The organism is Sphaerisporangium perillae, from assembly GCF_023276435.1.
Taxonomy (GTDB): domain Bacteria; phylum Actinomycetota; class Actinomycetes; order Streptosporangiales; family Streptosporangiaceae; genus Sphaerisporangium; species Sphaerisporangium perillae.
This window is the reverse complement of record NZ_JALLPO010000008.1, coordinates 56357-81373: the sequence shown is the minus strand read 5'-3', so window position 1 is coordinate 81373 and position 25017 is coordinate 56357. Positions and strand designations below refer to the sequence as shown.

26 protein-coding genes are annotated in these 25017 nt (G+C 70.8%); 16 read left to right on the top strand and 10 right to left on the bottom strand.

All coding sequences use genetic code 11. The annotated features are described in order from the left end of the window. Window positions 1–35 precede the first annotated feature (35 nt). The 4 genes from MYF83_RS09810 to MYF83_RS09795 all read left to right on the top strand — a co-directional run bounded on the left by MYF83_RS09810 (window position 36) and on the right by MYF83_RS09795 (window position 2821). Complete coding sequence (locus tag MYF83_RS09810) at window positions 36–644, top strand: class I SAM-dependent methyltransferase (protein WP_248959923.1); 609 nt, start codon at window positions 36–38, stop codon at window positions 642–644. Window positions 645–845: 201 nt separating this feature from the next. Then, window positions 846–1550 carry a TetR/AcrR family transcriptional regulator gene (locus tag MYF83_RS09805; protein WP_248959922.1) on the top strand — a complete coding sequence of 235 codons (705 nt, stop codon included), beginning with the start codon at window positions 846–848 and terminating at the stop codon, window positions 1548–1550. 139 nt (window positions 1551–1689) lie between these two features. Next, window positions 1690–1914, top strand: a complete 225-nt coding sequence (locus tag MYF83_RS09800; RefSeq protein ID WP_248959921.1) for a BON domain-containing protein — start codon at window positions 1690–1692, stop codon at window positions 1912–1914. Between the two features lie 37 nt (window positions 1915–1951). Further along, complete coding sequence (locus MYF83_RS09795) at window positions 1952–2821, top strand: universal stress protein (RefSeq protein ID WP_248959920.1); 870 nt, start codon at window positions 1952–1954, stop codon at window positions 2819–2821. Window positions 2822–2827: 6 nt separating this feature from the next. Here the strand turns inward: MYF83_RS09795 and MYF83_RS09790 are convergent, their stop codons facing one another. The 3 genes from MYF83_RS09790 to MYF83_RS09780 all read right to left on the bottom strand — a co-directional run bounded on the left by MYF83_RS09790 (window position 2828) and on the right by MYF83_RS09780 (window position 5468). Next, a complete protein-coding gene (locus MYF83_RS09790) occupies window positions 2828–3502 on the bottom strand; it encodes a DUF6766 family protein (protein WP_248959919.1) in 675 nt (224 codons plus the stop codon). Between the two features lie 98 nt (window positions 3503–3600). Beyond that, a complete protein-coding gene (locus tag MYF83_RS09785) occupies window positions 3601–4017 on the bottom strand; it encodes a hypothetical protein (RefSeq protein WP_248959918.1) in 417 nt (138 codons plus the stop codon). A 242-nt stretch (window positions 4018–4259) separates the two neighbouring features. After that, window positions 4260–5468, bottom strand: coding sequence for a hypothetical protein (locus MYF83_RS09780; RefSeq protein ID WP_248959917.1), 1209 nt, complete (start codon window positions 5466–5468; stop codon window positions 4260–4262). 158 nt (window positions 5469–5626) lie between these two features. On the opposite strand from MYF83_RS09780, the gene MYF83_RS09775 reads away from it, so the two are divergent. The 4 genes from MYF83_RS09775 to MYF83_RS09760 all read left to right on the top strand — a co-directional run bounded on the left by MYF83_RS09775 (window position 5627) and on the right by MYF83_RS09760 (window position 9270). Then, window positions 5627–6133: a hypothetical protein gene (locus tag MYF83_RS09775; protein ID WP_248959916.1), complete on the top strand. Its 507-nt coding sequence runs from the start codon at window positions 5627–5629 to the stop codon at window positions 6131–6133. Window positions 6134–6546: 413 nt separating this feature from the next. Beyond that, on the top strand, window positions 6547–8178 hold the full coding sequence (locus tag MYF83_RS09770; protein WP_248959915.1) for a cellulase family glycosylhydrolase: 1632 nt from the start codon (window positions 6547–6549) through the stop codon (window positions 8176–8178). Between the two features lie 227 nt (window positions 8179–8405). Then, entirely contained in the window at window positions 8406–8630 is a 225-nt protein-coding gene (locus tag MYF83_RS09765) for a hypothetical protein (RefSeq protein WP_248959914.1), read from the top strand. A gap of 40 nt (window positions 8631–8670) precedes the next feature. Further along, on the top strand, window positions 8671–9270 hold the full coding sequence (locus MYF83_RS09760) for a hemerythrin domain-containing protein (RefSeq protein ID WP_248959913.1): 600 nt from the start codon (window positions 8671–8673) through the stop codon (window positions 9268–9270). A gap of 216 nt (window positions 9271–9486) precedes the next feature. Here the strand turns inward: MYF83_RS09760 and MYF83_RS09755 are convergent, their stop codons facing one another. Both MYF83_RS09755 and MYF83_RS09750 read right to left on the bottom strand, forming a co-directional pair. Beyond that, window positions 9487–10695, bottom strand: coding sequence for a hypothetical protein (locus MYF83_RS09755; protein ID WP_248959912.1), 1209 nt, complete (start codon window positions 10693–10695; stop codon window positions 9487–9489). Window positions 10696–10955: 260 nt separating this feature from the next. Beyond that, window positions 10956–11225: a hypothetical protein gene (locus MYF83_RS09750; RefSeq protein WP_248959911.1), complete on the bottom strand. Its 270-nt coding sequence runs from the start codon at window positions 11223–11225 to the stop codon at window positions 10956–10958. 193 nt (window positions 11226–11418) lie between these two features. Between MYF83_RS09750 and MYF83_RS09745 the strand changes: the two genes are divergently transcribed. Then, window positions 11419–11661 (top strand): DUF2277 domain-containing protein, encoded by a 243-nt coding sequence (locus tag MYF83_RS09745; protein WP_248959910.1) that lies wholly within the window; start codon window positions 11419–11421, stop codon window positions 11659–11661. 144 nt (window positions 11662–11805) lie between these two features. Here the strand turns inward: MYF83_RS09745 and MYF83_RS09740 are convergent, their stop codons facing one another. Then, window positions 11806–12288, bottom strand: coding sequence for a hypothetical protein (locus tag MYF83_RS09740; protein WP_248959909.1), 483 nt, complete (start codon window positions 12286–12288; stop codon window positions 11806–11808). Window positions 12289–12437: 149 nt separating this feature from the next. On the opposite strand from MYF83_RS09740, the gene MYF83_RS09735 reads away from it, so the two are divergent. From MYF83_RS09735 to MYF83_RS09720, 4 genes are all read left to right on the top strand, one after another. Beyond that, window positions 12438–13112: a response regulator transcription factor gene (locus MYF83_RS09735; RefSeq protein WP_248959908.1), complete on the top strand. Its 675-nt coding sequence runs from the start codon at window positions 12438–12440 to the stop codon at window positions 13110–13112. After that, window positions 13112–14620 carry a sensor histidine kinase gene (locus MYF83_RS09730; RefSeq protein ID WP_248960050.1) on the top strand — a complete coding sequence of 503 codons (1509 nt, stop codon included), beginning with the start codon at window positions 13112–13114 and terminating at the stop codon, window positions 14618–14620. Before MYF83_RS09735 ends, MYF83_RS09730 begins: the two co-directional genes overlap by 1 nt. 555 nt (window positions 14621–15175) lie before the next feature. Next, complete coding sequence (locus MYF83_RS09725) at window positions 15176–16234, top strand: PP2C family protein-serine/threonine phosphatase (protein ID WP_248959907.1); 1059 nt, start codon at window positions 15176–15178, stop codon at window positions 16232–16234. A gap of 116 nt (window positions 16235–16350) precedes the next feature. Beyond that, window positions 16351–17355, top strand: a complete 1005-nt coding sequence (locus MYF83_RS09720) for an NAD-dependent epimerase/dehydratase family protein (RefSeq protein ID WP_248959906.1) — start codon at window positions 16351–16353, stop codon at window positions 17353–17355. A 123-nt stretch (window positions 17356–17478) separates the two neighbouring features. On the opposite strand, the gene MYF83_RS09715 is transcribed toward MYF83_RS09720, so the two are convergent. Beyond that, complete coding sequence (locus MYF83_RS09715; protein WP_248959905.1) at window positions 17479–19005, bottom strand: hypothetical protein; 1527 nt, start codon at window positions 19003–19005, stop codon at window positions 17479–17481. A 430-nt stretch (window positions 19006–19435) separates the two neighbouring features. Here MYF83_RS09715 and MYF83_RS09710 point away from each other — a divergent pair, with 430 nt between their 5' ends. The 3 genes from MYF83_RS09710 (at window position 19436) to MYF83_RS09700 (ending at window position 21439) form a co-directional block, all read left to right on the top strand. Beyond that, window positions 19436–20089 carry a glycosyltransferase family 2 protein gene (locus MYF83_RS09710; protein ID WP_308201427.1) on the top strand — a complete coding sequence of 218 codons (654 nt, stop codon included), beginning with the start codon at window positions 19436–19438 and terminating at the stop codon, window positions 20087–20089. A gap of 97 nt (window positions 20090–20186) precedes the next feature. After that, complete coding sequence (locus MYF83_RS09705) at window positions 20187–20831, top strand: TIGR04282 family arsenosugar biosynthesis glycosyltransferase (protein WP_248959903.1); 645 nt, start codon at window positions 20187–20189, stop codon at window positions 20829–20831. Then, entirely contained in the window at window positions 20828–21439 is a 612-nt protein-coding gene (locus tag MYF83_RS09700; RefSeq protein WP_248959902.1) for a class I SAM-dependent methyltransferase, read from the top strand. The genes MYF83_RS09705 and MYF83_RS09700 overlap by 4 nt, the downstream gene beginning before the upstream one ends. Window positions 21440–21702: 263 nt before the next feature. Here the strand turns inward: MYF83_RS09700 and MYF83_RS09695 are convergent, their stop codons facing one another. Genes MYF83_RS09695 through MYF83_RS09685 form a run of 3 tightly spaced genes read right to left on the bottom strand, consistent with a single transcriptional unit; the run spans window position 21703 to window position 24662 of the window. Further along, window positions 21703–23127: a site-2 protease family protein gene (locus MYF83_RS09695; RefSeq protein ID WP_248959901.1), complete on the bottom strand. Its 1425-nt coding sequence runs from the start codon at window positions 23125–23127 to the stop codon at window positions 21703–21705. Further along, window positions 23124–24017 carry a universal stress protein gene (locus tag MYF83_RS09690; RefSeq protein WP_248959900.1) on the bottom strand — a complete coding sequence of 298 codons (894 nt, stop codon included), beginning with the start codon at window positions 24015–24017 and terminating at the stop codon, window positions 23124–23126. The genes MYF83_RS09695 and MYF83_RS09690 overlap by 4 nt, the downstream gene beginning before the upstream one ends. 39 nt (window positions 24018–24056) lie before the next feature. Beyond that, on the bottom strand, window positions 24057–24662 hold the full coding sequence (locus tag MYF83_RS09685; RefSeq protein WP_248959899.1) for an Rv1733c family protein: 606 nt from the start codon (window positions 24660–24662) through the stop codon (window positions 24057–24059). Between the last annotated feature and the right edge of the window lie 355 nt (window positions 24663–25017).

Genomic DNA, 25017 nt, shown 5'->3' with positions numbered 1-25017 from the left:
CTTCCGGGCATAGGATCTGCGGGGAGGATGCGGCCATGGAAAAGACGGAGTGGGACCAGCGCTACAAGACGAGCGAGTTGATCTGGACCGCCCAGCCCAACCGTTTCGTGGTCGAGCACCTCGCGGAGCTGACGCCCGGCCGGGCGCTCGACCTGGGTACCGGTGAGGGGCGCAACGCCGTGTGGCTCGCCGAGCGCGGCTGGCGGACGACCGGCGTCGACTTCTCCACCACCGGGCTGGAGAAGGCCGGGCGGCTGGCCGGCGAGCGCGGCGTGGCCGTGGAGTGGGTGACGGCGGACCTCCGGGAGTACAGCCCCGAACCAGGCGCCCACGACCTGGTGCTCATCGCCTACATGCACCTGCCGCCCGACGATCTCGCCAAGATGCTGCGGCGGGCCGTAACAGCGGTGGCGCCGGGCGGCCGGCTGATGATCGTCGGGCATGACGTCACCAACCTCGACGAGGGCGTCGGCGGCCCGCGCGACCCGCGCGTCCTCTACACGCCGGAGTCCATCGCCGGGTGCCTCGAGCCGCTGACCATCTCGCGGGCCGGCCGCGTGCGCCGTCCGGTCGCCACCGACGCCGGCACGCGCGAGGCCATCGACACCCTCGTGATCGCCTCGCGCGACACACCGCTTCCCTGAAGCGCCGCCCGGATCAGGCACGGCGGCTCCCACACGATGGCCGGTGCGGCGTCGACCGTGGTCTCCAGCTCGACGATGACGGGTGCGTCGCGGGCGATGTCGATGTCCATGCGATCTCCCTGCTTGGTTAGTCATCGTAGCTATGGTTATAGACAATAACCGTAGCTAGGATATGTCGACCTTGCAGAGAGGATGATTCGCATGGCCACCCGCGACGGCACACCCCGCCAGCGCTACCGGGAGCAGGTGCGTGCCGAGATCAAGGAGGCCGCGCTGGCCCAGATCGGGGTCGGCGGAGCGGGCGCGCTCAGCCTCAACGCCGTCGCCAAGCAGCTGGGCGTCACCGGCCCGGCCCTGTACAAGTACTTCCGCAGCCGCGACGACCTGCTGACCGAGCTGATCAGCGACGGCTACGACGCCGCCGCCGCCGCGGTGCGGGCGGCGGCCGAACGTACGGCAGGACGCCCGCCGCGCGAGCGGCTGCACGCCCTGGCCGCCACGTACCGCGAGTGGGCGGTGGCCGCACCGCACCTGTACCAACTGCTCGCCGGCACGCCGTCGCCCGGCTACGAGGCGCCGCCGGAGACCGTCGACCGGGCGAGGGCCGTGCTCGGTCCCTTCCTGCCCGTGGTCGCGCAGGGGCGCCTCGGCCCCGCCGCCGATCGGCTCGCCGCGCAGATGCGGCAGTGGGCCGACGACACCCCGGCGGTCGCCGAGTGGGTACGCGCCTACGCCCCCGGATGCGACGCCGCCACGGCCCTCGCTGGCACGGTCGCCCTCTGGGCCCGGCTGCACGGCGTCGTCGACCTGGAGGTCCAGGGTCAGTTCACCGGCATGGGCCACCAGCCGGCCACGTTGCTGGAGGCCGAGATGGAGTCGTTCGCCGACACTTGGGGCCTGTCCTGACCGACCGGCGGCACATGGCGGAAAGGGCGGCGGCCGGGGGCCGCCGCCCTTCAGTTAGAGTCCCTAACTGAAGTAGATCCCTATTAGGGAGTCGTCAAGCCGCCGGCCTCACCGCTCCTCCAACCCCGGAATCAAGGACTTGCGGCTCTCCCCGCCGAGCGGGTTTCGCCGCTCCCTGTGGCTGGACGCCTCCCGCGTCAAGGTCACGGTGAACCGGGGCGTCGTCACGCTGGCCGGGCAGATGGACCGGCGCAGCAACGCGCACATCGCCGCCCGGTCGGTCCTTCGGGTCAACGGCGTGGTAGAGGTGATCGACGAACTGAAGTGGGACGAGGACGACACTCCTTCCTGGGAAGACCGGTAGACGGAGATCGGCCGATTCCGCACGACGAAGGAGGATCATGTTCGGGCTTGTCACCGTCGCGGTCGACGGCTCGGCCTCCGCGCTCGCGGCGGTCGACTGGGCGGTCGACGACGCCGCGCGTGAGGGATCCGCGCTGCGCATCGTGCACGTTCGCGAACCGTGGGCCAACGAGTACCCGTTCCACCGCGTGGAGGGGTTCAACGAGTCCCTGACCGACTACTGCGAGGGCGTGCTGGCGAAGGCCGCCGAACAGGCCCGGGAGCGGCGGCCCGGCGTGACCGTCAGCACCGAGCTGAGCACCGGCGCGGTCGTGGAACGGCTCCGGCACGAGTCGGAGCACTCCGACACGGTGGTGCTCGGCAGCCGGGGCATGGGCGGCTTCGCCGGTCTGGTCGTCGGATCGGTCGGCACGGGGCTCGCCGGGCACGCGGCCGGACCCGTCGTGATCGTGCGCGGCGCGCGCGAGGAGCGGTTCGGCGAGATCGCCGTGGGCGTCGACGGGTCACCGCACTCGGAGGCCGCGCTGCGGTACGCCTTCGACCAGGCCAGGCTCCGAGGGGCACGCGTACACGCGGTGTACGCGTGGTCGATGCCGATGTTCTCCCCGTTCGTCGCCGGCTACGCCGATGTGACGCGCGACATCTTCGAGGCCGGGGCGCAGAGGATCAAGCAGTGGCTCGCGCCCTGGCGGGACGAGTACCCCGACGTGCCGCTGGTGGAGTCGGCCATCTGCGGGCATCCCACCCCGGCTCTGGTGGAGGCCTCCGAGAAGGCCGACCTCGTCGTGGTCGGGTCCCGTGGGCTCGGCGGGTTCGGCGGGGCGCTGCTGGGCTCGGTCAGCCACGGCGTCCTGCACGGCGCCCACTGCCCCGTCGCCGTCGTCCGCCCCCGCGAGCAGAAAGCCTGAGCGGCCTCAGCCTTCGATGCCCGTCGCCTGGTGCGGGACCCCGACCGGCTTGGACTCCGGTGAGCCGCGCTGGCGCAGGTAGATGGACAGCACGACCATGGACAGCACCGCGAGCAGCTCCGACTGCCAGTTCTGCAGCGTGCGGTTCCAGAAGTCCGCCGAGCCGACGTAGCCCAGCCAGGTCACCGGGTCCTGCAGCTGAGCCAGTTGCTCGGAGTTGTAGTTCGCCGTACCGGCGACCGACTGGGCGAGCCACGACAGGACGAAGATCGTGCCCATCACCAGGCCGAGCGAGTTGGCGAACAGCGTCCGCCGCAGGCCGGTCGCCTTGGCCCACGCCGGGCTGTCCGGCTCGGCATGCGGGCCGACCTTCTGCTCCTCGTCGCTCTCGCGCCCCTGCTCGCCCGGCTTCTTGGACTCCGGAGAGCCACGTTGCACGAGCCAGACCGTGATCATGATGTACAGCAGGAACTGCAGGTACTCCGACTGCCAGTTCTCCGCGACGTTGACCGCGAAGTCCGAGGAGGTCACGTAGGAGACCCACGAGATGGGCGCGCCGCCCTCCGTCAGCTGGCGGGCGTTGTAGTCGGCGTTGCCGGCGATGGACTGGCCGCCCAGTGCCAGCAGGAACGCCACGAGGAAGAACAGGCTGAGCCCGTTGTCGCGCAGGAAGCGTCTCATCGCGTCGACCTCATCTGCGCAGCACCCCGATGGTCATGAAGTAGGCCAGCCCGATCACGATGATCACGATCGTGGCCACGAACAACACCCGCATCCCCTCAACTCCCCACCTCGCACCGGTACGGCTGCTCGCCACGCGGCGTGCACCCGGCCGCTCTGACCAGCCATCCGCGGGAGAACCGGTGCAGGAAGACGGTGTCGCCCGAGAGCCGCACCTGTGCCTCGTCCCCCCACACCTGCGTCGGCGCCGCCTGCGGCCGGGGCCGGTCCGCGGCGGGAAGCCGCGCCCGCAGGACGGCCTCGGCACAGCTCTCGCCACCCAAAGGCAGGTCCTCCGCCGCCCGCGGAGTGAGCAGGCCGCACGCCGCCTCGCCCTGCCCCGCGTGCACCGCGCTGTAGAAGCGCTCCGCCGCCCGCTGGGCCGTCGGCGCCTCGCCGGAGGCACATCCCGTCAGGCTCGCCAGCGCCACTATCGTGACCACCGCCACCGGCGGCGCGACCGCTCCCCATCGCATGTCCCCTCCGCTACCCCGGACGCCACCGATATCACCTGCGCAACCTGAGCCAATTCTCGCCTGGCCCGCCCCGCCGGTCCCGGCACGCACGTCGAACCACGAGCGAACCGGGCAGCGTGCGCGGACGGCGGGGCCGGAGGGCGTCCCCCCTGCCCTGGAAGACCCCGGTCAGTCGCATGGTCGACGCACTGCGTGAGCGGGTCGTGGCCCAGTCGGCTCCTCTTCCGCCCTGCGCTACGCCGTCAGGCGCGCACGGTCCAGCGGGGACCGTCCGGGGTGTCCTCGACCACGATGCCCCCTTCGGTCAGCGCGTCGCGCACGGCGTCCGCGGTGTCGTACGCGCCCGAGGCGCGCAGCCGCCCTCGTAGCGCGAGCAGGGGGCCGACCAGCGGGGCCAGCCGGTCCTCGGCGGAGCGGAGGTCGGCCATGCCACCGAGCCGGGCGACCAGGTGGCGCAGCACCGCCCGGGCCTGCTCCACGCCGCCCTCGTCCTCCTCGGTGTCCGCGGCCCAGCGGCCGATCTCGGCCTCCAGTTCGAGCACGGCCACGGCCAGAGCGGCGCTGTCGCCGCATCCGGCGGCGGAGTCGAACCGCGACTGGCACGCATGCACGGACTCGACCAGCGTCGGGCCGGAGGAGTCCCGCACGGCCACGGGCGTCAGCGGTTCGGCTGGGACGAACCCCGTGACGCCCTTCGCCAGCTCACGCAGTTCGGCCAGGCTCAGCACGGCCCCGGAGGGGAACACCGTGTGCGCCCCTTGGCGGCGTACCGTCAGCGCGCCACGCCCGCTGGTCGTGACGGTCTCGGCCACCAGGTCGATGACGACGGCCGTGTGCTCGTCGATGCCGAGCACGGCGACCTCCTCGGGAAGCTCCCGCTCCATCCGCGCCAGCCGCCGCTCGCCCAGATAGCAATAGCGGGTGTCGTGCGTGCCACCTTCGGTGTTGTCGTAATGGGGGATGACCGCGACGTCCAGGCCCAGCACCGACAGCAGGTCGATGCCGTCACGCCAGTGCGGTTCGGCGCCCACCTTGTAGATCTCGTAGACCGGCACCGCCACGACCCCCGCCGTGCACGCGGCCGCCGAGGCCAGCACCGTGGCACCGCTGCGGGCGTGCACCCTGGCCCGTAGCGCGGCGCCGACCTCGGTCGCCCGCCAGTGGTCCAGCGCGTAGGTGGGGCTGCCCGGTCCGGAGAACACCCAGTCGGCCTGGACCAGGGCGCCGGCGCCCGAGGCGACCTCCACGCCCAGGCCGACGCTTCCGGCGAAGTAGCGCTTGGCACGGGTGGAGATGTCGGCCGCGTTCTCCTGGAACGCGTACGGCGTGTCGAGCAGCAGCGCCCGTGGACCGCGGCCCAGCCGCCGGACGACTGAGCGGTGGACCTCCACCATGGTCGGGCTGGTCTCCCCCGACCCCATGAGCACCAGTACTCCCGGCCTGTCCGGCATCGCACTCGCCTCCTCATGTGGCACGAGTCAAGCCACGCATACAAGCGGCGCTTACGGCAATAGCAGAGATGCGATGCGTGGTGACCGCTCCTGCATACTCGTTGCAATAGGCGAATTGGCGAGCAGCCCCGGGTGGGCCGAGGACGGGATGGAAGCGCATGTTGACAGATCAGATCGTCACCACCACGACGGTATCGGTCGAGACCTTGGCATTGCGGGCGAACTCCTCCGGTGGCTGGGCGTATCGCCGTCTGGTCACCACGCCCCTGCCCGGGGAGAATCCCGACCAGGCCGCCCGCCGCGTGTCCGGGGTGGCCGCCGAGCAGTCGAGCGTGACCGTCCACTCCACGAGCTGGCGGTACGACCCGAGCGGCCAGGTCGTGCTGACGTATGCCGTCTGCCCTGACCCCTGGCTGGAGCTGCCCGCCGCCGAGTTGACCTACATGCGTGTGGCCAGGGGCGGTGCGCCGGCCACGCCGACCCCGGACGACTTGACCGTGGCGAACGTGGTCGCCCACGCCATCCGCCACCTGGCCTTCCTCAAGGTCACCGATCCGGTCGTGCGCGCCACGCTGGAGCGGGTGCCCGAGATCGCCGCGGGGCTGGACCGCCTGTGCCCGATCTCCAGCCTGGGAGTGACCGTGCCCGCGAGCATCTTCCTCTGATCCTCGGTCCGGCCGTCCAGCCGGCCTGAGGTTGAAAGTTTCAACTCGTTCGCCCTCGCCTCACGGCCGAGGCGGGGCCGCGTCACCGCGCCGCGGTCGCGTCTTGCGACGTCGCGGGGGCCGGCCGGGCTCGGGTGCCGCGGGCCGCCCGGAGGGCGAGGACGGCGCCCGGAGATCCATCGGCGACACGTGCTGTACATCTCCGTGAAGCGCACCCAATATGGGAGCGCTCCCACCAACCGACGAGACCCCCCGGGCGGCGGCCCGGCCGCCTGACGGCGCGAACCCCTTTCTCGAACCATCCCCGCGTGCGGGCGCCGGGGGGCGCCCGCACCGCTTCCGGCCTCTTCGCGCGTAGGCCGATCTGTGCCGTATGACTTAACCGGTTAATAACCTCCCAAGAAAGGTGACCCATGAGAAAGCGACTCCGGATGGCGGAGGCGGCGATCCTCTCTCTGCTCGCCCTCCTCCTCTCGATGCTCGTCGCCGTGCAGCCCGCGAGCGCCGCGGTGGGGCTGCACATAAGCGGCAGGAACCTCGTCGAGGCCAACGGCAGCAACTTCATCATGCGTGGTGTGAGCCACGCGCACACCTGGTACGCCGGCCAGACCTCTTCCTCGCTGGCGGGCATCAAGTCCCTCGGCGCCAACGCGGTGCGCATCGTGCTGAGCGGCGGGCGCTGGACGGCGAACGGCGCGAGCGACGTGGCGAGCGTCATCTCGCAGTGCAAGGCGAACCGGTTGATCTGCATCCTTGAGGACCACGACACGACCGGCTACGGCGAACAGGACGGCGCCGTCACGCTGGACGCCGCGGTCAACTACTGGATCAGCGTCAAGAGCGCCCTGGTGGGCCAGGAGGACTACGTCGTCCTCAACATCGGCAACGAGCCGTACGGCAACAACAACGTCAGCGGCTGGACCCAGGCGACCTCCAACGCGATCAGCCGGCTGCGCGGCAACGGCTTCCAGCACCTGATCATGGTCGACGCGCCCAACTGGGGACAGGATTGGGCGTTCACCATGCGCGACAACGCCGCCAGCGTCGCCAACGCCGACACCCAGCGCAACACCGTGTTCTCCATCCACATGTACGGCGTCTTCGACACGGCGGCCGAGATCAACAGCTACTTCAACGCCTTCCAGACCGCGGGGCTGCCGCTGGTGGTCGGCGAGTTCGGCAACATGCACTCCGACGGCGACCCCGACGAGGACACGATCATGTCGCAGGCGCAGTCGCGCGGCATCGGCTACCTCGGCTGGTCGTGGAGCGGCAACAGCGGCGGCGTCGAGTACCTCGACATGGTCACCAACTTCAACGCCGGCAGCCTCACGTCCTGGGGCACACGGATCTTCAACGGCGCCAACGGCATCAAGCAGACGGCCAAGGAAGCGACGATCTTCGGCGGCGGCGGCAACCCCACCGACACGACGCCTCCGGCCACTCCGGGCACCCCGACGGCGTCCAGCATCACCTCGTCGGGCGCCACCCTGTCGTGGAGCGCCTCGACCGACTCCGGCGGATCCGGCCTGACCGGGTACAACGTCTACCGCGAGCAGGGCAGCACCGACCCGCAACTCGGCCAGTCGACCACCAACTCCATCACCCTCACCGGGCTGAGCGCGAGCACGCAGTACCAGGTGTACGTGCGCGCCCGTGACGGCGCGGGCAACCTCTCCGGCAACTCCAGCCTGGTCACCTTCACCACCACGGCCGGCGGCGGAGGCGGCACCGGCGGGTGCGGCGTCACGGCGACCACGCAGGGGCAGTGGAGCGGCGGTTATGTGATCCAGCCGGTGACGGTGACCAACACCGGTAGCTCGGCCATCAGTGGCTGGACGGTGACCTTCACCCTGCCCTCGGGTCACACCATCTCCGGGTCGTGGAATGCGACCTTCTCCACCAGCGGGCAGACGGTGACCGCGAAGAACGCGAGCTACAACGGGGCACTGGCGCCGAACGCCGGCACCACGTTCGGCTTCCAGGGCACCCGCGCCGGCGGCAACACCGCGGTGCCCTCGGGCTACACCTGCACCGCTACCTGAGTGACCGGCCGGCTCCGGGCCCGGGGATCACGGGCCCGGAGTACAGGACATCCGATCACGCGGGGGTACGGCCGGGGGCCGTACCCCCGCTCTCGTTGCCCGAAAGGGCATATGACGTCTTTGCCGTGTCTTGTCGGTAGATGTCCGTGTCGTGCATACCGATGGGGAAGGTGTTCATTGCCTGACACTCCGTCCGGGCACGCCAGACCGAGATCACAGGGGGATCCATGGCAACAGCCGCTGACCTGTCCAAATTGCTCGACAGGGAATACGAGAACAAGAGCCTCACGGAACTCGTCAAGGCCCCCGTGTCCGCCCTGGCCGGCATCAGCGAAGGCGACGCCAAGCTGCTCAAGGAAGCCTTCAAGATCAACACTGTCGGCGACCTGGGCCGCAACAAGTACTTCCGCACGGCCACCGCGCTCGTCGACCTGGCCGACAGCACCAAGTGAGCCGAGCCATCACCAGGGCGAGAACACGAGGGGAACCGCAATGGCGAAAAGCAAGGGCAAGAACCGGACGCTTCCGGAACTGATGGACGAGAGCGATGTGGTCGGACTGCTGCTCCGCCAGCACGCCGCCATCAGGGACCTGTTCGACGAAGTGGAGCAGGCCACCGGCGGGGCGCGGGCGGAGGCGTTCGAGAGGCTCGTGCGGCTGCTGGCCATCCACGAGACCGCCGAGGAGGAGGTCGTCCACCCCTACGCCAGGCGCGCCCTCGAAGGCGGGGACGCCATCGTCGACGAGCGGCTTCGCGAGGAGAACGAGGCCAAGGAGCTGCTCTCGCTCATGGAGGAGCGGGGCACCGACGACGCGTCGTTCCCCTCCCATCTGCAGAAGCTCCGCATAGCCGTCGAGGAGCACGCCCGCGCCGAGGAACGCTACGAGTTCGCCCAGCTCGTGAGGGAGACCAGCGAGGCGGAGCGGCGCACCATGGCGCTCGGTGTCAAGGCGGCCGAGGCGCTGGCCCCCACGCATCCGCACCCCGGTGTGGAGTCGGCGACGAAGAACGTGCTGGTCGGGACGCCGACCGCGATGATGGATCGCGTCCGTGACGTCGTCCGCCAGGCGATGGGCAAGAACAAGGGCTGAGCACGCTCGCCCGCCACATATACGGCGTCGGGGGGGGGGGGCCCCCCGGGGGGGGGCCCCCCCCCCCACCGGGGGCGGGGGGGGCGGCCCCCCGGGGGGGGGCGCCCCCCCCCCGACCGGCGGTGGTCGAGTCGCGATGGCCCGGATGCGCTGACGATGACGGCATCTTCCGGTGGACACCGCGATGGCGCGCCGCCTGTCTATTCGCCGGAGGCGCTATTTGCCGGAGGCGCGCCGCATGCTCGGCACCGGGTGCGGACCGTCGGTCTCCATCCGGTAGTCCTGGCCGAACTTCGCCATGGTCTCCTCCAGCACCTGGTCGCTGGGCGGCGTCTCACCGCCGTGCAGCCGCTCCTGGAAGCGCTGGAACCGCTCGTGCGCCTCGCGCACGTACCCCGTCCCCAGCGTCGTGAGGTCGAGCTGCGTGGCGATGAGCTCGCGGATGTAGCTCTTGTTGGGCTCGAAGGTCACCGGCGCCGGGAATCGCGGAGCGAGGATCTCGGCGGGATCGCGGCCTTCGTGGCGGCGCATCAGCTCGCAGGCGATGCGCAGGTGCTCCAGCTCCATCGCGAGGTGGAGCTCCCAGATGGGCTTCACCCGGTCGTCGGTCTCGGTCTCCATGAAGGAGTAGTACATGTAGCACTCGTTGTACTCGTGGTTCACGAGCTGTTCCCACCACGTCTCGTGCGGGTCGAGCAGCGACTCGTAGTGGGTGACGTGCTCCTCCTCGATCAGCCCGATCTCCTGGTAGAGCTGGCGGGCGATCTGCTCCATGTACTCGGGCCCGACGTTGCAGTAGAAGTTCATGGTCTGCTGCTCGGCGGACATGATCGTCAGGGTGTGGAGCTTGGAGAGCGGGCTCGCCGTGTCCTTGTCGTAGTGCTCGCGGACGTTGTCGATCGGGTGCCGGTGGTGCAGCGGAGTGGGCCGGCCGGGCATGACCTCGGTCAGCGCGTCGACGATCTTCTCGGCCTTGCGGTGCTCGATCAGTTCGTACAGGTTGGCGTACCTGTAGAGGTGGTCGAAGTCCTCGAGCAGGCCGAACTCGAACGACTGCTTGAGGTAGGGGTCGGGCTCCATGCGGGCGACCCAGGCGGTCAGGTCCACGGCCACCTGCTCGTAGGCGATCGTGGTCTCGAGGACCGACGCCAGGCCTGGAAGCAGCCAGTTCACGGCCTTCTGCTGCTGCTGCTCGATATAGCGCACTTCGGCGAGCTGGCGACGCACGTCCAGGTCGGGGCAGCGCCGCGCGAAGTGGTGGCTGAACATGATCGCTTCCATCTCGATGCCGTTCATGGTGATGACCCGGCACCGGGCGTAAGGATCGGAGTGGTCGGGGTCGAGCTGGGGGACGTTGAGTTCCCGCCAGTTACGGAGTTGCTGGTCCAGCGGGATTCCCTGCTGTTCCAAAGGGTTGAAAGTCATTGATATGACTCCTTTTGTCCTATTTCGGCGGGCGAGAACCATGTACCCGAGCCGGATGGACCACAACCCGATCCACAGAGCGCCGACATTCAGCCAATATCGAGACTTGCTGGGGTTTTTGCGCTCCCTTTCGCAATGACCGCACGGTCAAGAATTTTGCGGTCGTTTGGGAAATGCCGAACCGTCATAGGTATTGACGGCCGGAGAAGGCGGCCAGGCGGCTTCCACCCCCGCCCCTTCAGGGATGCACCTCCGCCCGATCAGGCGGCTTCGGCGGCCTCCCCCACTGCCTGCAGGACGCGGGAGAAATGCTGCTCGGCGAGGAAGTGACCGAATCCGATGATCAGCGCCACGGGCCATTCGATGATCTCGACGGCGGCCAGCGCGCCAAGCGCCACATAGAAGGCGATCCGGTCGGGCGGGGGCATGATCACCCGGCCGACCAGCGGCAACGTCACCTCGGGCCGCCGCTCGACCTTTATCGGAGCGCGCGTCGCGCCCTTCCGGGCGGCGGTCGTCTTCTGCGCCATGGCGGCCTCCGGTCGTCAGAGATGTACTGCCCATCCCCGGCGCGGGATGTCCGGTAACGCCGCTTGAAGGGTACTTTGCCGCGATCAGTCACCCCCCGGAACCACGCCGCGGCGTACGCCAGAGCGCCGACGCGCACGCCCTGCCATGGGGTCACCCCTGGGCCGCCGCCGCGACTCCTCACCCGGCGCGCCCATGACGTACCGTCCTGTCATGTGCCGGAGCATCAAGACCCTTCGCGAGCCCTACACCAGCGACGTCACCGATGACGACGTGCAGGCCGCCGCACTGCAGTACGTCCGCAAGATCTCGGGCTTCCGTGCGCCGTCCGCGCGCAACGCGGAGGCCTTCGAGCGGGCCGTCGAGGCGGTCGCCGCGGCGACCCAGACCCTTCTGGACGAGCTCCAGGTGAAGAACGTCGCCCGCGAACGCCCCTGATCCTGAAGTGATCCTGAAGCGTCTCGCTCGCGAACGCCCCTGATCGTGCAGCACCTCGCCCGCGAGCGCGCCTGATGGCGACGCCGGTGCCCGCGCCGGCCGTCCAGGACCACGGGTCCAGGGCAGCCGGCGGGATGGCCTTGCCTACTTCGAGGGCGCCGGCGCCTCAGCTGTGCACACGGCCGTGACGCGGCCGTGCGCGCCCTCGGCGGGCGTCCCACGCTCGGTGGTCCCCTTCACGCCCTGATCGGCGTCCTCCGACAGCCCCTTCTCCCCTTCGGGGGCGTCCTCGGCGGGCGGAGCCTTCTCCGTCGACGGAACGCTCTCCGTGTGCGGAACGCCCGTGCCCTCCGGAACGGCGCTGCCGGGGGGCACGGCCGGGATGGCCGGCACGGCTCGCACCCGGTCGTCTGCCTTCAGCTCCCTGACCTCCTTGCCGTCGTCGAGCAGAAGCTTGCCGTCCTTCTCCACGATCCTGGCCGGACTCTCACAGGTCGTCACGCCGGAGGTGGGGCGCCCGCCGCTGCGGGGGGCCTCGTCGGCGCTCGCGGCGGCGGTGAGGGTGGCGGCCAGGGCCACCCCGAGCACCGCGGCCGAGATCGCCGAACCCATGCGCTTGCTGATCATTCGTATCTCCTTCAGACCGGTCGACCACAGCCGGATCGACCTACGGCGGTCGGACGGGAGAGACACTGCCAACGGCCACCTGAAGCCAACCTGAAGACACCCGAAATGATCTTAAGCTGCGCTTCAGGTCCTTCCGGCAGGCTGGAGGCATGCGTGTGCTGCTGGTGGAGGATGAGCGGCGGCTCGCCACGCTCGTGAAGAGCGGGCTGTCGGGCGAGGGCTTCGCCGTCGACCTCGCCCACGACGGGACAGAGGGCCTGTGGATGGCGACCGAGAACGCCTACGACGCCATCGTGCTCGACGTCATGCTGCCGCGGCTCAACGGGTACGCGGTCTGCCGCCGCCTGCGCGACGCCGGGAACTGGACGCCGATCATGATGCTGACCGCCAAGGACGGCGAGTACGACGAGGCGGAGGCGCTGGACACCGGGGCCGACGACTTCCTGTCCAAGCCGTTCTCCTATGTCGTGCTGCTCGCCCGGCTGCGCGCCCTCGTACGGCGGGGCGGCCGGGAGCGCCCGGTCGCGCTGACGGTCGGCGACCTGGTGATCGACCCCGCCGGGATGCGGTGCAGCCGGGCGGGCGTGGACATCGCGCTCACCCCTAAGGAATTCGCCGTGCTGCACAGCCTCGCCCGGCGGCCGGGTGAGGTGGTGTCCAAGGCCGAGCTGCTGCGGCAGGCGTGGGACTTCGCCTACGACGGCGATCCGAGCATCGTCGAGGTGTACATCAGCGCGCTGCGCCGCAAGGTGGACGCTCCCTTCGGCCGCTCGTCGCTGGTGACCGTACGGGGCGCGGGCTACCGGCTCGACGGGCACCGGTGATGCGCCTCCACCCGCGCCCGCGATGGTCGTTACGGCTCCGCGCCACCGTCGCCGCCACTCTCATCGTCGCGGTCGCGCTCGGCGGGGCCGCCGCCGCGCTCACCATGGTTCTCCGCGACAACCTGGAACGGAGCGCGACCGCGCAGGCCGCCCGGCGTGCCGCGGCGGCGGCCGGCGTCCTCTCGGTCCCGGCCCAGGGCGAGACCGGCGTCCTGTCGGTACCCGGCACGCCGGCGCTGAAGTCCTTGTACACCGGGTCGGAGAAAGGCCTGTCACAGGCGCTGGCCGATCCCGACGTGCAGGTCGGCCGTCCCGCCGAGGCGCCGAGCCGTACGTGGACGTCCGACGGCTACACGACGGCCAGCGCCACCGTCGAGACCGGCACCGGGCCGCTGACCGTCACCGCGCGCAGCTCGCTGGAGCCCGCGCGCGAGGCGCTCACGGTGCTGTACAAGCTGCTGATCTTCGGCATCCCCGCCCTGCTGCTGCTGGTGGCGGGGATGACGTGGTTCTTCGTGGGCCAGGCTCTGGTCCCGGTGTCCGGGATACGGGCCAAGCTGGCCGACATCACGGCCCGCGACCTGCACCGGCGCGTCCCCGTACCCGAGGCCCGAGACGAGATCGCCTCCCTCGCCCGCACCGTCAACGCCACCCTCGACCGGCTGGAGAAGGCCGTCGAGCAGCACAAGCGATTCGTCGCCGACGCCGCCCACGAGCTGCGCAGCCCGATCGCGACGCTGCGCACCCGGCTGGAGCTGGCGCCGCCCGGCGAGACGACCGGTGAGGCGCTCGCCGACGTGGACCGGTTGCAGTCGCTGGCCGCCGACCTGCTCCTGCTGGCCGCCCTGGACGCGGGAGAGCCGCCGAGGGCCGACGAGGTGGACCTTGGGCAGGTGGCGGCGGAGGAATCCCTTCGGCTCCGTCCCAGGGCCGGGGTGCGGGTGCGGCTCGCCATCGATCCCGACGTGGTGGTCCGGGGCTCCCGTTCCCACCTCGCCCGACTGATCACCAACCTGGTCGACAACGCCGTGCGGCACGCCGCGTCGTTCGTCGAGGTGCGCGTCGCCAGGCAGGAGGGGAGCGCTCTGCTCGAGGTCCGGGACGACGGGCCGGGCATCCCTTCCGAGGACCGCGAAGCCGTGTTCGACCGGTTCACCCGGCTCGATGGGGCACGGGCGAGAGACGCGGGCGGCTCGGGCCTGGGGTTGGCGATCGTCAGGGAGATAGCCGTGCTGCACGGTGGAGCCGTGACGATCGCGGAGGCGGAGCGCGGCGAAGCCGTGACGAGCGGCGAGCAGGGCGAGAGAGCGGCGACGGCCGTCGAGCAGGAGGGTGACGGAGCCGCAGCGGTCGTTGAGCAGGAGCGTGACGGAGCCGCGGCGATCACCGGTCGGGCCGTGATGGGTCCCGGACGCCGGGGCGGCGGTGCGCGCTTCGTCGTACGCCTTCCTGTACCCACCTCAGACGCGGAGAGAAACGGCATTCCGCAATTATCCGCCTCATCTTGATTTTCCGTCCGATGAAGTTATCGGGGCGCTTTGAGGTAGGTCGTGCACGGAAAGTCGAGGACCTGTATCGAATCGGTCCCAGTTGGCCGATCCCAGAGTAAGGTTCGATTCATGAGGCCTTCAGAGACCTCCCGGTCCGATTCGCGCTCGTGCAGGCTCGGTCCGGCTTTCAGACGCCGAGGAGCGTCCGGTTCGTTGTTGTTGCGAGGTCGTCGAGGTGGTTGCATGCATAAGCGGGAAATGGTCGGAATCATCCCATTCCGTAGTAACTCAAGATTCTTCCGGTAAGCGGATCCCGCGCGGGCGCCGCCCGTCGCGAGGTTCTCCGGCTTCCAGACCCGTCGCGAACCATCAACCCCGTGTCCGTGCCGCTCACAGCTGTGGCCGCGGCGTAAGCTCGGCGCGCTGTTCGCCGAATCCTCGCCTTGTTACAGTGGCCGCGGAGCACCGGGAAGTCTGGTCGGCACACCACCGAAATGGACCTATTCCGCGGAGGCATCCTGTGACGAGCGATCTTCACCGAGAACGAACCGTCACGGCAGCGGAGCGCCGCCTATGAGCGCCGTCAACCGCAGAACGCAGCGGCTCATGGGGTCGCTGCCCCTCGCGTCCTTGAGCGTCGTCGCCGCCGTCGACATCCTCACCGGACCCGACCTCGGCTACCTGTCCCTGCTCGCGGTCGGCCCCGCGTTCGCCAGCCTGGTCGGCGGCGTCCGGCGCACCGTGCTGATCGGCATCGTCGCGCTCGCCCTGTCGCTGATCCTCGCCGTGTACAACGGCCTCCTCGGGAACCGGCAGAGCAACATGAGCCTGGTCTCGATCACCGGCGTCACGGCCGCGAGCATCCTCGCCACGGTCGGCCGGCAGCGCCGCGAGCGCGAGCTGGCGACCGTTCGCTCCGTCGCCGAGGTGGCGCAGCGGGTGCTGCTCAGACCGGTCCCCCGGCGGGCCGGCCACCTGCGTGCCGCCGTGTCCTACACCTCCGCGAACGCCGAGGCGCGCATCGGCGGCGACCTGTACGAGGTCGTCACCGGCCCGAGCGGGGTCCGCGCGATCGTGGGCGACGTGCAGGGCAAGGGCCTTGAGGCCGTCGAGACGGCCGCGCTGGTCCTCGGAGCCTTCCGCGAAGCGGCCCACGACGAGCCCGACCTGCGCGGCGTCAGCGGGCGGCTGGAGAAGGCCCTCAACCGGCGGCTGTCGGGCGAGGAGTTCGTCACGGCCATCCTCGTCGACGCCGATCCCTGCGGGCGGCTCACGCTGCTCAACTACGGCCATCCTCCGCCGCTCATCCTGCACGCCAACGGCGAGATCACCCTGGCCGAGCCCGACGACACCGCGCCACCGCTGGGCCTCGCCGTCCTGGAGGTGGACGGCCCCAACCCGCACCAGGTCACGTTCAACCCGGGGGACCAGATCCTGCTGTACACCGACGGGGTGATCGAGGCCCGCGACCGCGCGGGCCGTTTCTACCCGCTGGCCGAACGGGCGTTCCTGCTCAAGGACGACGACCCCGAGGCCGCGCTCGAGGCACTCCGGCTCGACCTGGTAGCCCACGTCGACGCACCCCTGCACGACGACGCCGCCATGCTCCTCCTCCGATGCCGCGAAGTCTGAGCCCACCCCACCGGACGCGGCAAGCCCCGGCGGCACGAGGGCACTGGTTCTTACGTCCCGCGAACATCTTGCCGCGCACCGGGTGAGGCGGCCCGGGCGCGGCTAGCCTCGGCGGCGTGAGGGCACTGGTCACCGGCGCGGCCGGATTCATCGGAAGTCATGTCGTGGAGGCCTTCGGCGCCGCCGGACACGAGGTCACCGGCCTCGATCTACGCGGGACGCCGGACGGCACGACCGGCGACATCCGCGCCCCCGAGGCACTGGACGGACCGCTGGCCGGAGCGGACCTGGTCGTGCACCAGGCGGCCAAGGTAGGGCTCGGGGTCGACGTCGCGGACCTGCCCGACTACGCCTCCGTCAACGTGTACGGCACCGCCGTGCTCCTGGCCGCCATGGCCAGGCACGGAGTCGGCCGCCTCGTGCTCGCCTCCTCCATGGTGGTGTACGGCGAGGGCGCCTACGACTGCGGCGAGCACGGCCGCGTCCGCCCCGGTCCGCGAACCGCGCAGGACCTGTCCGGCGGCGTGTTCGAACCCCGCTGCCCGGTGTGCGGGGCCGAGCTGACCTCCGCGACGATCAGCGAGGACGCCCCTCCGGACCCACGCAGCGTGTACGCCTCCACCAAACTCGCGCAGGAACATCTGGCCGCCAACTGGGCACGGGAAACCGGCGGCACGGTGGTCGCCCTGCGCTACCACAACGTCTACGGGCCCAGAATGCCCAGGGACACGCCGTACTCAGGAGTGGCGGCCATCTTCCGGTCCGCCCTAGAGGCCGGCAGGGCGCCCCGAGTGTTCGAGGACGGCCTCCAGCGCCGCGACTTCGTCCACGTGCGCGACGTCGCCCGGGCCAACCTCGCCGCCGCCGAAGCCCGTACCCCTCCCGGCGCCCTGGCCGCGTACAACATCGCGAGCGGCGAGCCCCACACGATCGGCGAGATGGCCCGCGCGCTGGCCGCCGAGCGGGGCGGTCCCGAGCCGGTCGTCACCGGCGAGTACCGCCTCGGCGACGTCCGCCACGTCGTCGCCTCTCCCGCCCACGCGGCCCGCGACCTGCACTTCCACGCCACCATCGGCTTCACAGAAGGCATGAAAGAATTCGCCACCACCCCCCTCGCCTAACCCGGCCCCCCAATCACCGCCCAGACCTCCGACCTCCGCACACGGCCACCCCACGCCGGGGCCGCTTCCTCCCGCCCAGTGGGGCGCTCACGCGTTCGGCGCCGGGTCGGCGAGAAGGGCCGTTCACCAAGGTGAAAGTACGAGTGACTGGAGCAGCAGCCCGATGAGAGCCTGAGCGGCGAGCCATCGGCGCCCGCCGGCCAGGCTCGCGGCCAGGCCGATCCACAGGGCATACGGAATCCAGATCCGCTCCACCTCGCCACGGGTCACTCCGCTCACGTCGAGCGCCAGCACGGCGACCAACGCCGTCCCGACGAGCACCTTCAATCCGTACCACCGCGACCCGGCACCCGTCACCGGGCCGAACCGGGTCAAACCGGCGGCCGTCACAGGACTGAACCGGGCCAGAGCGGCGACCGTCACGGGGCCGAAGCGGGCGAGGCCGGCGGCGGTAGCGGGGCCGGTGACCAGGGCGAGGACGGCCATATTGGCGACCAGGAAGTACCAGTACGGCCTGGCGGCGCCTGGATCGGCCGCCCACTCGGCGTGCGTGGCGAGTACCCCCGCCGGCCAGAGGAACCCGGCCGCCGCGAAGGCCGCCGACACCCCCGCCGCGCCGGCCAGCGCCGCCGTCACCGCCGCTCGAGGCACGCGGGCCACCATCGCGGCCGCCACGGGGATCAGCAGGTACGGCACCAGCCCGTAGCTCAGATAGGGAAGGGCCCCCAGCAGGATCCCTGCCACAAGCCCGTACAGCACCCCCAGGAACACCGGCGCAGGCGATGAAGGGGACGGAGACGGTGGAGGGGACGGAGACGGCGAAGGACGCGCAGGCGGCGGAGGCGGAGGAGGCAGCCGAGGCGATCGGCGAGGCAGCGGTGGCTCACGGAGCGGACTTGGCGGACGTCCGGGCGCCACACCGGGCGGGATGGGCGAGGCCGCCCGCTGACCGGCGAGCACGAGCAGCGCCACGCCCCAGGCGCCGATGCCCGCGAAGAACGCGTCCATGCTGGTGGCGATCCACACCGCCGACGGCGCGAGCGCGAGATAAGGCAGGACCTGGCGGGCGGCCCCCTCGCCCGCCAGGTTCCGCACCACCAGCCCGATCGCCACCGTGGCCGAGCATGCGACGGCGACCACCAGCACGGACGCGGCGAACGGCCCGGCCAGGCCCAACCGTGCGAGGCCCCACAGTGCGAGCACGGGAAGGGGCGGGTGCCCCCGTACGTGCGTCGGATAGCCGGGAAGGCGCTCGGTGAACGACGCCAGCCAGCCCAGCGGGTCGTCACCGACGGCGGGCAGGACAGCGAGGTACTCGGTCGGACGGGCCAGCGGCGCCGCCAGTCCGTCGGCCGAGACGGCAAGGAGCACCGTCCAGGCCAGCGTGCAGCCGTACGCGAGGAGGAGCGCGCGGCCGAAACCGCCGCGCAGGACCAGGCGGGGCAAGGCGGCGACCGCGACGGCGGCGAAGGCGCCGGCGGGCAGCAGCGTGATCGTGAGCACGCGGAAGTGTGCGTGCAGCGGCGGCAGATGGTCGATGGTCAGCACGCCGAACGCGTGAAGGATCCCGCCGACCCCGAAGGCGAACGCGATCAGCCCCGCCCAGACACCCAGAAAGCGCCGCGCATGCCGTAATTCCCCCGCATCCAACGCATGCCTTGTATCCACTGCCTGCCGTGGATCGGCCGCATGCCCGGTACCCGCTGGACCTCGTGCCTCCACCGCACGCTCGGTATCCACCGCACGCTCGGTATCCACCGGATCTCCAACTGGCGCGTTATCGCGGACACCCCGGTCACCGGCGCTTGCCGTAGCGATGTCGGTCGCCCGTCCGGACGGGGACCGTGATCGCCTCTGGCGGGCCGGCTCCTGGGTCACGTTGCTCACCGTAAGCGCGAACCGGGCTGCCCCCACAGAGACGTCACAACCTCGTAAGAGATCGACGATCGGCGATCCGGAGGGACGAGCGGCGTCCGATGAGGGGCGACACATAGCCGCAGCGGGCGGCGGCTGGTACGTCATCACCTTGTAAGGGTTGGGTGGGGCTCGCGCATTTACCGTCGCAGGCATGGAGATCGACGTGGTGCTCCCCTGCCTGGACGAGGAGTCGGCGCTGCCGTGGGTGCTCGGGCGCATGCCGGACGGCTACCGCCCGATCGTGGTCGACAACGGGTCCACCGACAGGTCGGCCGAGGTGGCGGCCCGGCTCGGCGCACGCGTTGTGAGCGAGCCCAGGCGGGGTTTCGGCGCCGCCTGCCATGCCGGGCTGGTCGCGGCGACGGCCGACATCGTCTGCTTCATGGACTGTGACGCCTCCCTCGACCCCGGGCAGCTTCCCCGCGTGACCGGCCCGGTCGTCGGCGGGCAGGCGGACCTGGTCCTCGGCCGCCGGATGCCGCAGCCGGACGCGACATGGCCGGCGCACGCGCGGCTCGGTAACGCCGTACTCGCGGGCAGGCTGCGACGCAGGACCGGTGCCCGCCTGCACGACCTTGGACCGATGCGAGCAGCAGCTCGCGAGGGCCTGGTGGCGCTCGGCATGACGGACCGACGGTTCGGCTATCCACTGGAGATGGTGCTGCTCGCCGCCACTGCGGGGTGGCGGCTCGGCGAGGTGGATGTCGACTACCTTCCTCGCGCGGGGCGTTCCAAGGTGACGGGCACGGTCCGGGGCACGCTGCGCGCGATCGGCGACATGCGGCGTGTCATGGCAGAACAGGGCGGCGCGCGATGAGTGCCACCCTGTTGTCCCCGATCAAGCCGGGTGACCATGGCGGAAGAAGATGGCGCGCGGTGAGGCCGGGTGTCATGGCGGACGAGGGTGGCGCGCGATGAGGCCGGGGTGGGGCCAGGTCCTGGTGATCGCCAAGGAACCGGTGCCGGGGAGGGTGAAGACCAGGCTGACCCCTCCCTACACGGCTGAGGAGGCCGCGGACCTCGCCGCCGCAGCCCTCACGGACACGCTCGGAGCGGTGGCGCGGGTCCCGGCGGCAGGCCGGGTGCTGGCGCTCGACGGAGCTCCGGGCCCCTGGGTCCCGGCCGGGTTCACCGTGCTGCCGCAACGCGGGCAGGGGCTGGACGAGCGGCTGGCGGCGGCCTTCGATGACGCCCACCGGCTGCTGCCGGAGCCCATCGTGCTGGTCGGCATGGACACCCCTCAGGTCACGGCGGAGATGCTGTCCAGCGCCCTATCACTGCTCGACACGTGTGACGCCGTGTTCGGGCCGGCGACCGACGGCGGATTCTGGCTGCTGGGCCTGCGTGTTCCCCGGGCGGACCTCCTGCTCGGGGTTCCCATGTCCGAGCCGCACACCGGAGCGGCCCAGCTGGCACGGTTGCGGGAGGCCGGGCTGAGCGTGGCCCGGATGCCGCGCCTGACCGATGTGGACACCGCCGCGGACGCGGCCGAGGTGGCGGCGGCGGCTCCAGGCTCCGGGTTCGCCGACGCCCTGGACCGCCTGGGGGCCCTGCGTTGATCGGGGAGCTGTACGCCGCGTCCCTGGCCGGGCAGAGCGTGGAGATCGAGCATGCCGACGGCACACGACTGCCCCTGGACTCGGCCCGCTGGCTTGTGCCGATCGAGGGTGACGAGGCGATGCTCTCGCGCTGTCTGTCACCCGTGCTCGACGTCGGTTCGGGTCCGGGGCGGCTCACCGTCGAGTTGACCAGGCGCGGCATGCCGGCGCTCGGCATCGACATCACCCCGCACGCCGTGCGGCTCACGCGGGACGCGGGCGGGCTCGCCCTCTGCAGGGACGTCTTCGGCCACCTGCCTGGAAGCGGACGTTGGCGGACCGTGCTGCTCGCCGACGGCAACATCGGGATCGGCGGTGACCCCGAGGCGCTGCTCCGGCGGGTGCGAGAGCTGGTCAGGCCAGGTGGCTCGGTGATCGCCGAGGTGGCGCCACCAAGGACGGCCACTCGCATCGACCGGGTGCGACTGCGCAGGGGGCAGGCGTCGGGAGGGTGGTTCACCTGGGCCACGGTCTCGGCCTCCGACCTGCCGGATCTTGCCCGCCGCTCCGGCTTCCCCCGCGCGGCATGCTGGACCGAGGCCGGCCGCTGGTTCGCCGACCTGCGCTAGAGCGGCGCCGCCGCACGTTCCCGAGGCGGCCGCCGTACGCCGGCGCCGACACCACCGCACCACCCCTCGCCGCCCCGTCGCCGAATACGCGAGCACCACAACGGGCAGAGAGATGTGCTCCGCGCCGTCCCGGTGCTCAATGCGGGAGCATCACAACGAGCGGAGTGATTCTCCTCGCCGTCCCGGTGCCGAATACGTGAAGCCGGCCAGGACACCCGGCGCCAGTCGACCGGTCCTTCGCCGGAAGATCTCCGGTCAGGGCATCAGCCGCGAAGAGGTCGGTCACGGTGGTCTTGATCTGGCTCCGGGAAACCGAGACGGTCGCCTTGGCGCGGCGCTGGGACGCCGTCGTGGTCCTCCTGGCGCGGCGCTGGAATGCCGTCGTGGTCCTCCTGGCGCGGCGCTGGGACGCCGTCGTGGTCCTCCTGGCGCGGCGCTGGAATGCCGTCGTGGTCCTCCTGATGGGCGGTTGGAATGCCGAGGTCGTGGTCTTGGTGGGGCGTTGGGGAGTGGTCGGCGGAGGGAAGTGAGGGGTGGTCGTCGTGGGTTGGAGGGGTTGGGGGGTGGGTCGAGGTGGTGCGGAGGATGGCTTGCTGGAGGGCTCGGGACAGGTCGGAGGTGGTGACCATGCCGACGACATGGCCGGGGTCCGCCACCACGGCCATCAGGTCGCCGGAGAACGTCGAGAGCCCGAGGATGCGCGTGGCGTCGTCGTCGGGGCTGAGCACGTGATCGGGGGGAAGGGGGCGGGACACGGCCGTGACGCGCTGTTCGTGGCGTTGTTCCGGCGGCATCGCCGTCAGCGCCTCCAGGGACAGGACGCCCGTCGCCTGCCCGCCGAAGTCCACCACCGGGAACACCAACTGGCGTGAGCGCAGTGCGACGGTGTCGATGAAGTCGTCGATGTTCTGCCAGCCGGGGGCGATGTCGGGCGACGGCGTCATCACGTCGCGTACCCGCCATCCTTGGAGCCCTTCGCGGGCGGCTCTGACCACGCCCTCGCTCCGGGCGGCGCTGACCAGGAACCAGCCGATCAGCATCATCCACAGCCCTCCGGTCCAGGCCAGGAGGATCAGTTCCATGCCGCCGATCGCGATCAGCGTCATGCCGAGCACCTGGCCGGCCTTGGCGGCGGACCGGTCGGCGCGTGCGCGGTCGCCGTGCCTGCGCCACAGGGCGGCGTGCAGCACCCGGCCGCCGTCCAGCGGAGCGCCGGGCAGCATGTTGAACACGGCCAGCATGCCGTTCATCAGGGCGAGCCACCGTACGGCGGAGATCACCAGGGCGGGGCCGTCGAAGGGAAGGATCACCAGGAAGAAGAAAACCGAGAAGACGAGGCTCGCGAGCGGGCCGGCCGCCGATATCAGGAACTCGTCTTTCGGGGTCTTCGCCTCTCCGTCGAATTCGGTGACGCCGCCGAGCAGCCACAGCGTTATCGACTTGACCGTGATCCCCCGGCGGCGGGCGACGAGGGCGTGGGCCAGTTCGTGGCCCAGGAGGGAGCCGAGGAACACCACCGAGGCGGCCACGGCGACGATCCAGTAGCGTGCCTCCCCCTGCCCCGGGACCGCTTCCGGCAGCACCGAGGCCGCGAGGAGCCCCCCGATCAGCGCGGCGATCGCCACCGTGGACCAGTGAGCGCCTACCGGGATGCCGGCCACGTGACCGAGACGGAGGTTCTGCCTCATCGGCCCTGACCTCCGTCCGCCGCCGGGCGGGAGGGTCGCGAGCGCACGACGGCGACCGGGCTGTAGGCGTGGTGGAGCACACCGTGACTGACCGAGCCGAGCACGGCCGAGCCGACGCCGCTCCTTCCCCGCGAACCGACGACGAGCAGGTCCGCCTCGGAGGACGCCTGGCACAGCACCTCGACGGGGTGCGCGCGTACGACGGAGTCGGCCACCTCCACCTGCGGGAACTTGTCGCGCCATGGCGCCAGCTGTTCCTGTGCCGCCCGCTTGCCGAAGTCGTACATCCGTCCCTGGTCGGGTGTGTAGCTGGCGAACATCGGCAGGAAGGCGTCCGCCTGCCACGCGTAGATGGCGCGCAGCCTGGCTCCCCGGCACCCGGCCTCCTCGAAGGCGTACTCCAGGGCGGCCTCCGACTCCGGTGAACCGTCATGCCCGACGACGATCTCAGCGTGAGCCTCGGATCCCACATGCCTGACCACGACGACCGGGCAGTCGGCGTGCCCGGCGACGCCCATCGACACCGAGCCGAGGATCAGCCCGAGGAACCCGCCGAGGCCGCGGCTGCCGAGCACGAGCACCTCGGCCTCCTTGGCCGCGTCGAGCAGTTCCTTCCGGACGGTGCCGGTGAGCGTCGCGGTCTCGATGGGAAGCCCGGGCACCCGCTCACGGGCCGTCTCGGCGGCCTGGGCCAGCACGATGCCGGAGTGCGCGCAGAGGGAGTCGTGGAAGCTGGGCGGCGTGGCCATCGGCTGGTCGAACACCCAGGGGTCGATGACGTGGACGATGCGCAACGCCCGGTCGCGCCGCATGGCGTCGTCGACCGCATAGCGCACCGCTTCCAGTGCGGGTGGCGAGCCATCGACGCCCACGACAACGTGTCGGTTCATGATTCCCTCACCGTTTCCGGGCTGCGGGGATTCGGGCTTTCAGGGCTGCCGCGGGCGCCTCCACCGATCATGGGCGCCGATCCATTCCCTGTCCCACTCGGCGTAACGGCGGCGGTCGAGCATCCACCGGATGAGCACGAGGTTCAGGAAGAGCACGCCCGCGGCCCCGGCCATGACGCCGAACCCGGCGACCGCCGTGTCGGCGACCGTCTGGGGGTGCGTGCGCGGGGCGGTGGTGGGACGGCCTGAGGCGTCGATCCACAGCTCCAGCGCGGAGCCCGCCTTGGCCTGCGCGGGCACGGAGGTCACTTCGGTGCGCATCAGGCCCTCCGGGGTGTACCACCGGACCTTCGCCTTGATGCCGAGGACGGCGCCCTGTGAGGAGACCGTGCTGGTGCTGGCGGCGTCCTCGAGCAGGACCGCGGTGACCTGGCTACGATGGGCCGGTTCCTCGCGCTCGGCCACGACGCCGCGCTGGTAGACCATGCGAGCGGCGATGGTGGCCGGCCACAGGCCGGCGAGCAGGGCCAGCAGCGTGAGCAGCACGGCGATGGCCTCGATGCGGTCGGTGCGCCGGCGTAACGGGTTACGGTCGAACCGGTATCGGCGAGCACAGCGCATCGTCCACCTGGCCAAGGATCGCATGGTGCACCTCCCTGTCAGGGACCCTCCATCAAGGGTCGGCCACGGCCGAGTGACCCGACAGGGTCTTACGACGCCTCGCGGCGGGACGTTCGGCCCTGCCATTCACCTGCGCGTTCGCACGCATAGTGACCGCTCTTCACTAACGTACGACGCTTGGAGGCAGAGCGGTATCCCGGCCCTGCGCGCACCTTCTACCCACGGCTCGCACGGCCTATCAGGAGTCGTTGCGGCATCGCGATCGATCTTCGGTTTGTGACGTACGTGACTCATGGGAAGATTGCGAATCTTGGAAGAACTGTGAAGTTTCCGGACAAGCCGCTGTCGGAGCTGCTAAGAAGTTGCGGCAAGGATTTAG

Bases quoted from the DNA above. Each gene is read 5' to 3' on its own strand.
- MYF83_RS09810 (WP_248959923.1), top strand. From the start codon at position 36: ATGGAAAAGACGGAGTGGGACCAGCGCTACAAGACGAGCGAGTTGATC.
- MYF83_RS09805 (WP_248959922.1), top strand. From the start codon at position 846: ATGGCCACCCGCGACGGCACACCCCGCCAGCGCTACCGGGAGCAGGTG.
- MYF83_RS09795 (WP_248959920.1), top strand. From the start codon at position 1,952: ATGTTCGGGCTTGTCACCGTCGCGGTCGACGGCTCGGCCTCCGCGCTC.
- MYF83_RS09790 (WP_248959919.1), bottom strand. From the start codon at position 3,502: ATGAGACGCTTCCTGCGCGACAACGGGCTCAGCCTGTTCTTCCTCGTG.
- MYF83_RS09785 (WP_248959918.1), bottom strand. From the start codon at position 4,017: ATGCGATGGGGAGCGGTCGCGCCGCCGGTGGCGGTGGTCACGATAGTG.
- MYF83_RS09780 (WP_248959917.1), bottom strand. From the start codon at position 5,468: ATGCCGGACAGGCCGGGAGTACTGGTGCTCATGGGGTCGGGGGAGACC.
- MYF83_RS09775 (WP_248959916.1), top strand. From the start codon at position 5,627: ATGTTGACAGATCAGATCGTCACCACCACGACGGTATCGGTCGAGACC.
- MYF83_RS09770 (WP_248959915.1), top strand. From the start codon at position 6,547: ATGAGAAAGCGACTCCGGATGGCGGAGGCGGCGATCCTCTCTCTGCTC.
- MYF83_RS09765 (WP_248959914.1), top strand. From the start codon at position 8,406: ATGGCAACAGCCGCTGACCTGTCCAAATTGCTCGACAGGGAATACGAG.
- MYF83_RS09760 (WP_248959913.1), top strand. From the start codon at position 8,671: ATGGCGAAAAGCAAGGGCAAGAACCGGACGCTTCCGGAACTGATGGAC.
- MYF83_RS09755 (WP_248959912.1), bottom strand. From the start codon at position 10,695: ATGACTTTCAACCCTTTGGAACAGCAGGGAATCCCGCTGGACCAGCAA.
- MYF83_RS09750 (WP_248959911.1), bottom strand. From the start codon at position 11,225: ATGGCGCAGAAGACGACCGCCGCCCGGAAGGGCGCGACGCGCGCTCCG.
- MYF83_RS09745 (WP_248959910.1), top strand. From the start codon at position 11,419: ATGACGTACCGTCCTGTCATGTGCCGGAGCATCAAGACCCTTCGCGAG.
- MYF83_RS09740 (WP_248959909.1), bottom strand. From the start codon at position 12,288: ATGATCAGCAAGCGCATGGGTTCGGCGATCTCGGCCGCGGTGCTCGGG.
- MYF83_RS09735 (WP_248959908.1), top strand. From the start codon at position 12,438: ATGCGTGTGCTGCTGGTGGAGGATGAGCGGCGGCTCGCCACGCTCGTG.
- MYF83_RS09730 (WP_248960050.1), top strand. From the start codon at position 13,112: ATGCGCCTCCACCCGCGCCCGCGATGGTCGTTACGGCTCCGCGCCACC.
- MYF83_RS09725 (WP_248959907.1), top strand. From the start codon at position 15,176: ATGAGCGCCGTCAACCGCAGAACGCAGCGGCTCATGGGGTCGCTGCCC.
- MYF83_RS09705 (WP_248959903.1), top strand. From the start codon at position 20,187: ATGAGGCCGGGGTGGGGCCAGGTCCTGGTGATCGCCAAGGAACCGGTG.
- MYF83_RS09695 (WP_248959901.1), bottom strand. From the start codon at position 23,127: ATGAGGCAGAACCTCCGTCTCGGTCACGTGGCCGGCATCCCGGTAGGC.
- MYF83_RS09690 (WP_248959900.1), bottom strand. From the start codon at position 24,017: ATGAACCGACACGTTGTCGTGGGCGTCGATGGCTCGCCACCCGCACTG.
- MYF83_RS09685 (WP_248959899.1), bottom strand. From the start codon at position 24,662: ATGCGATCCTTGGCCAGGTGGACGATGCGCTGTGCTCGCCGATACCGG.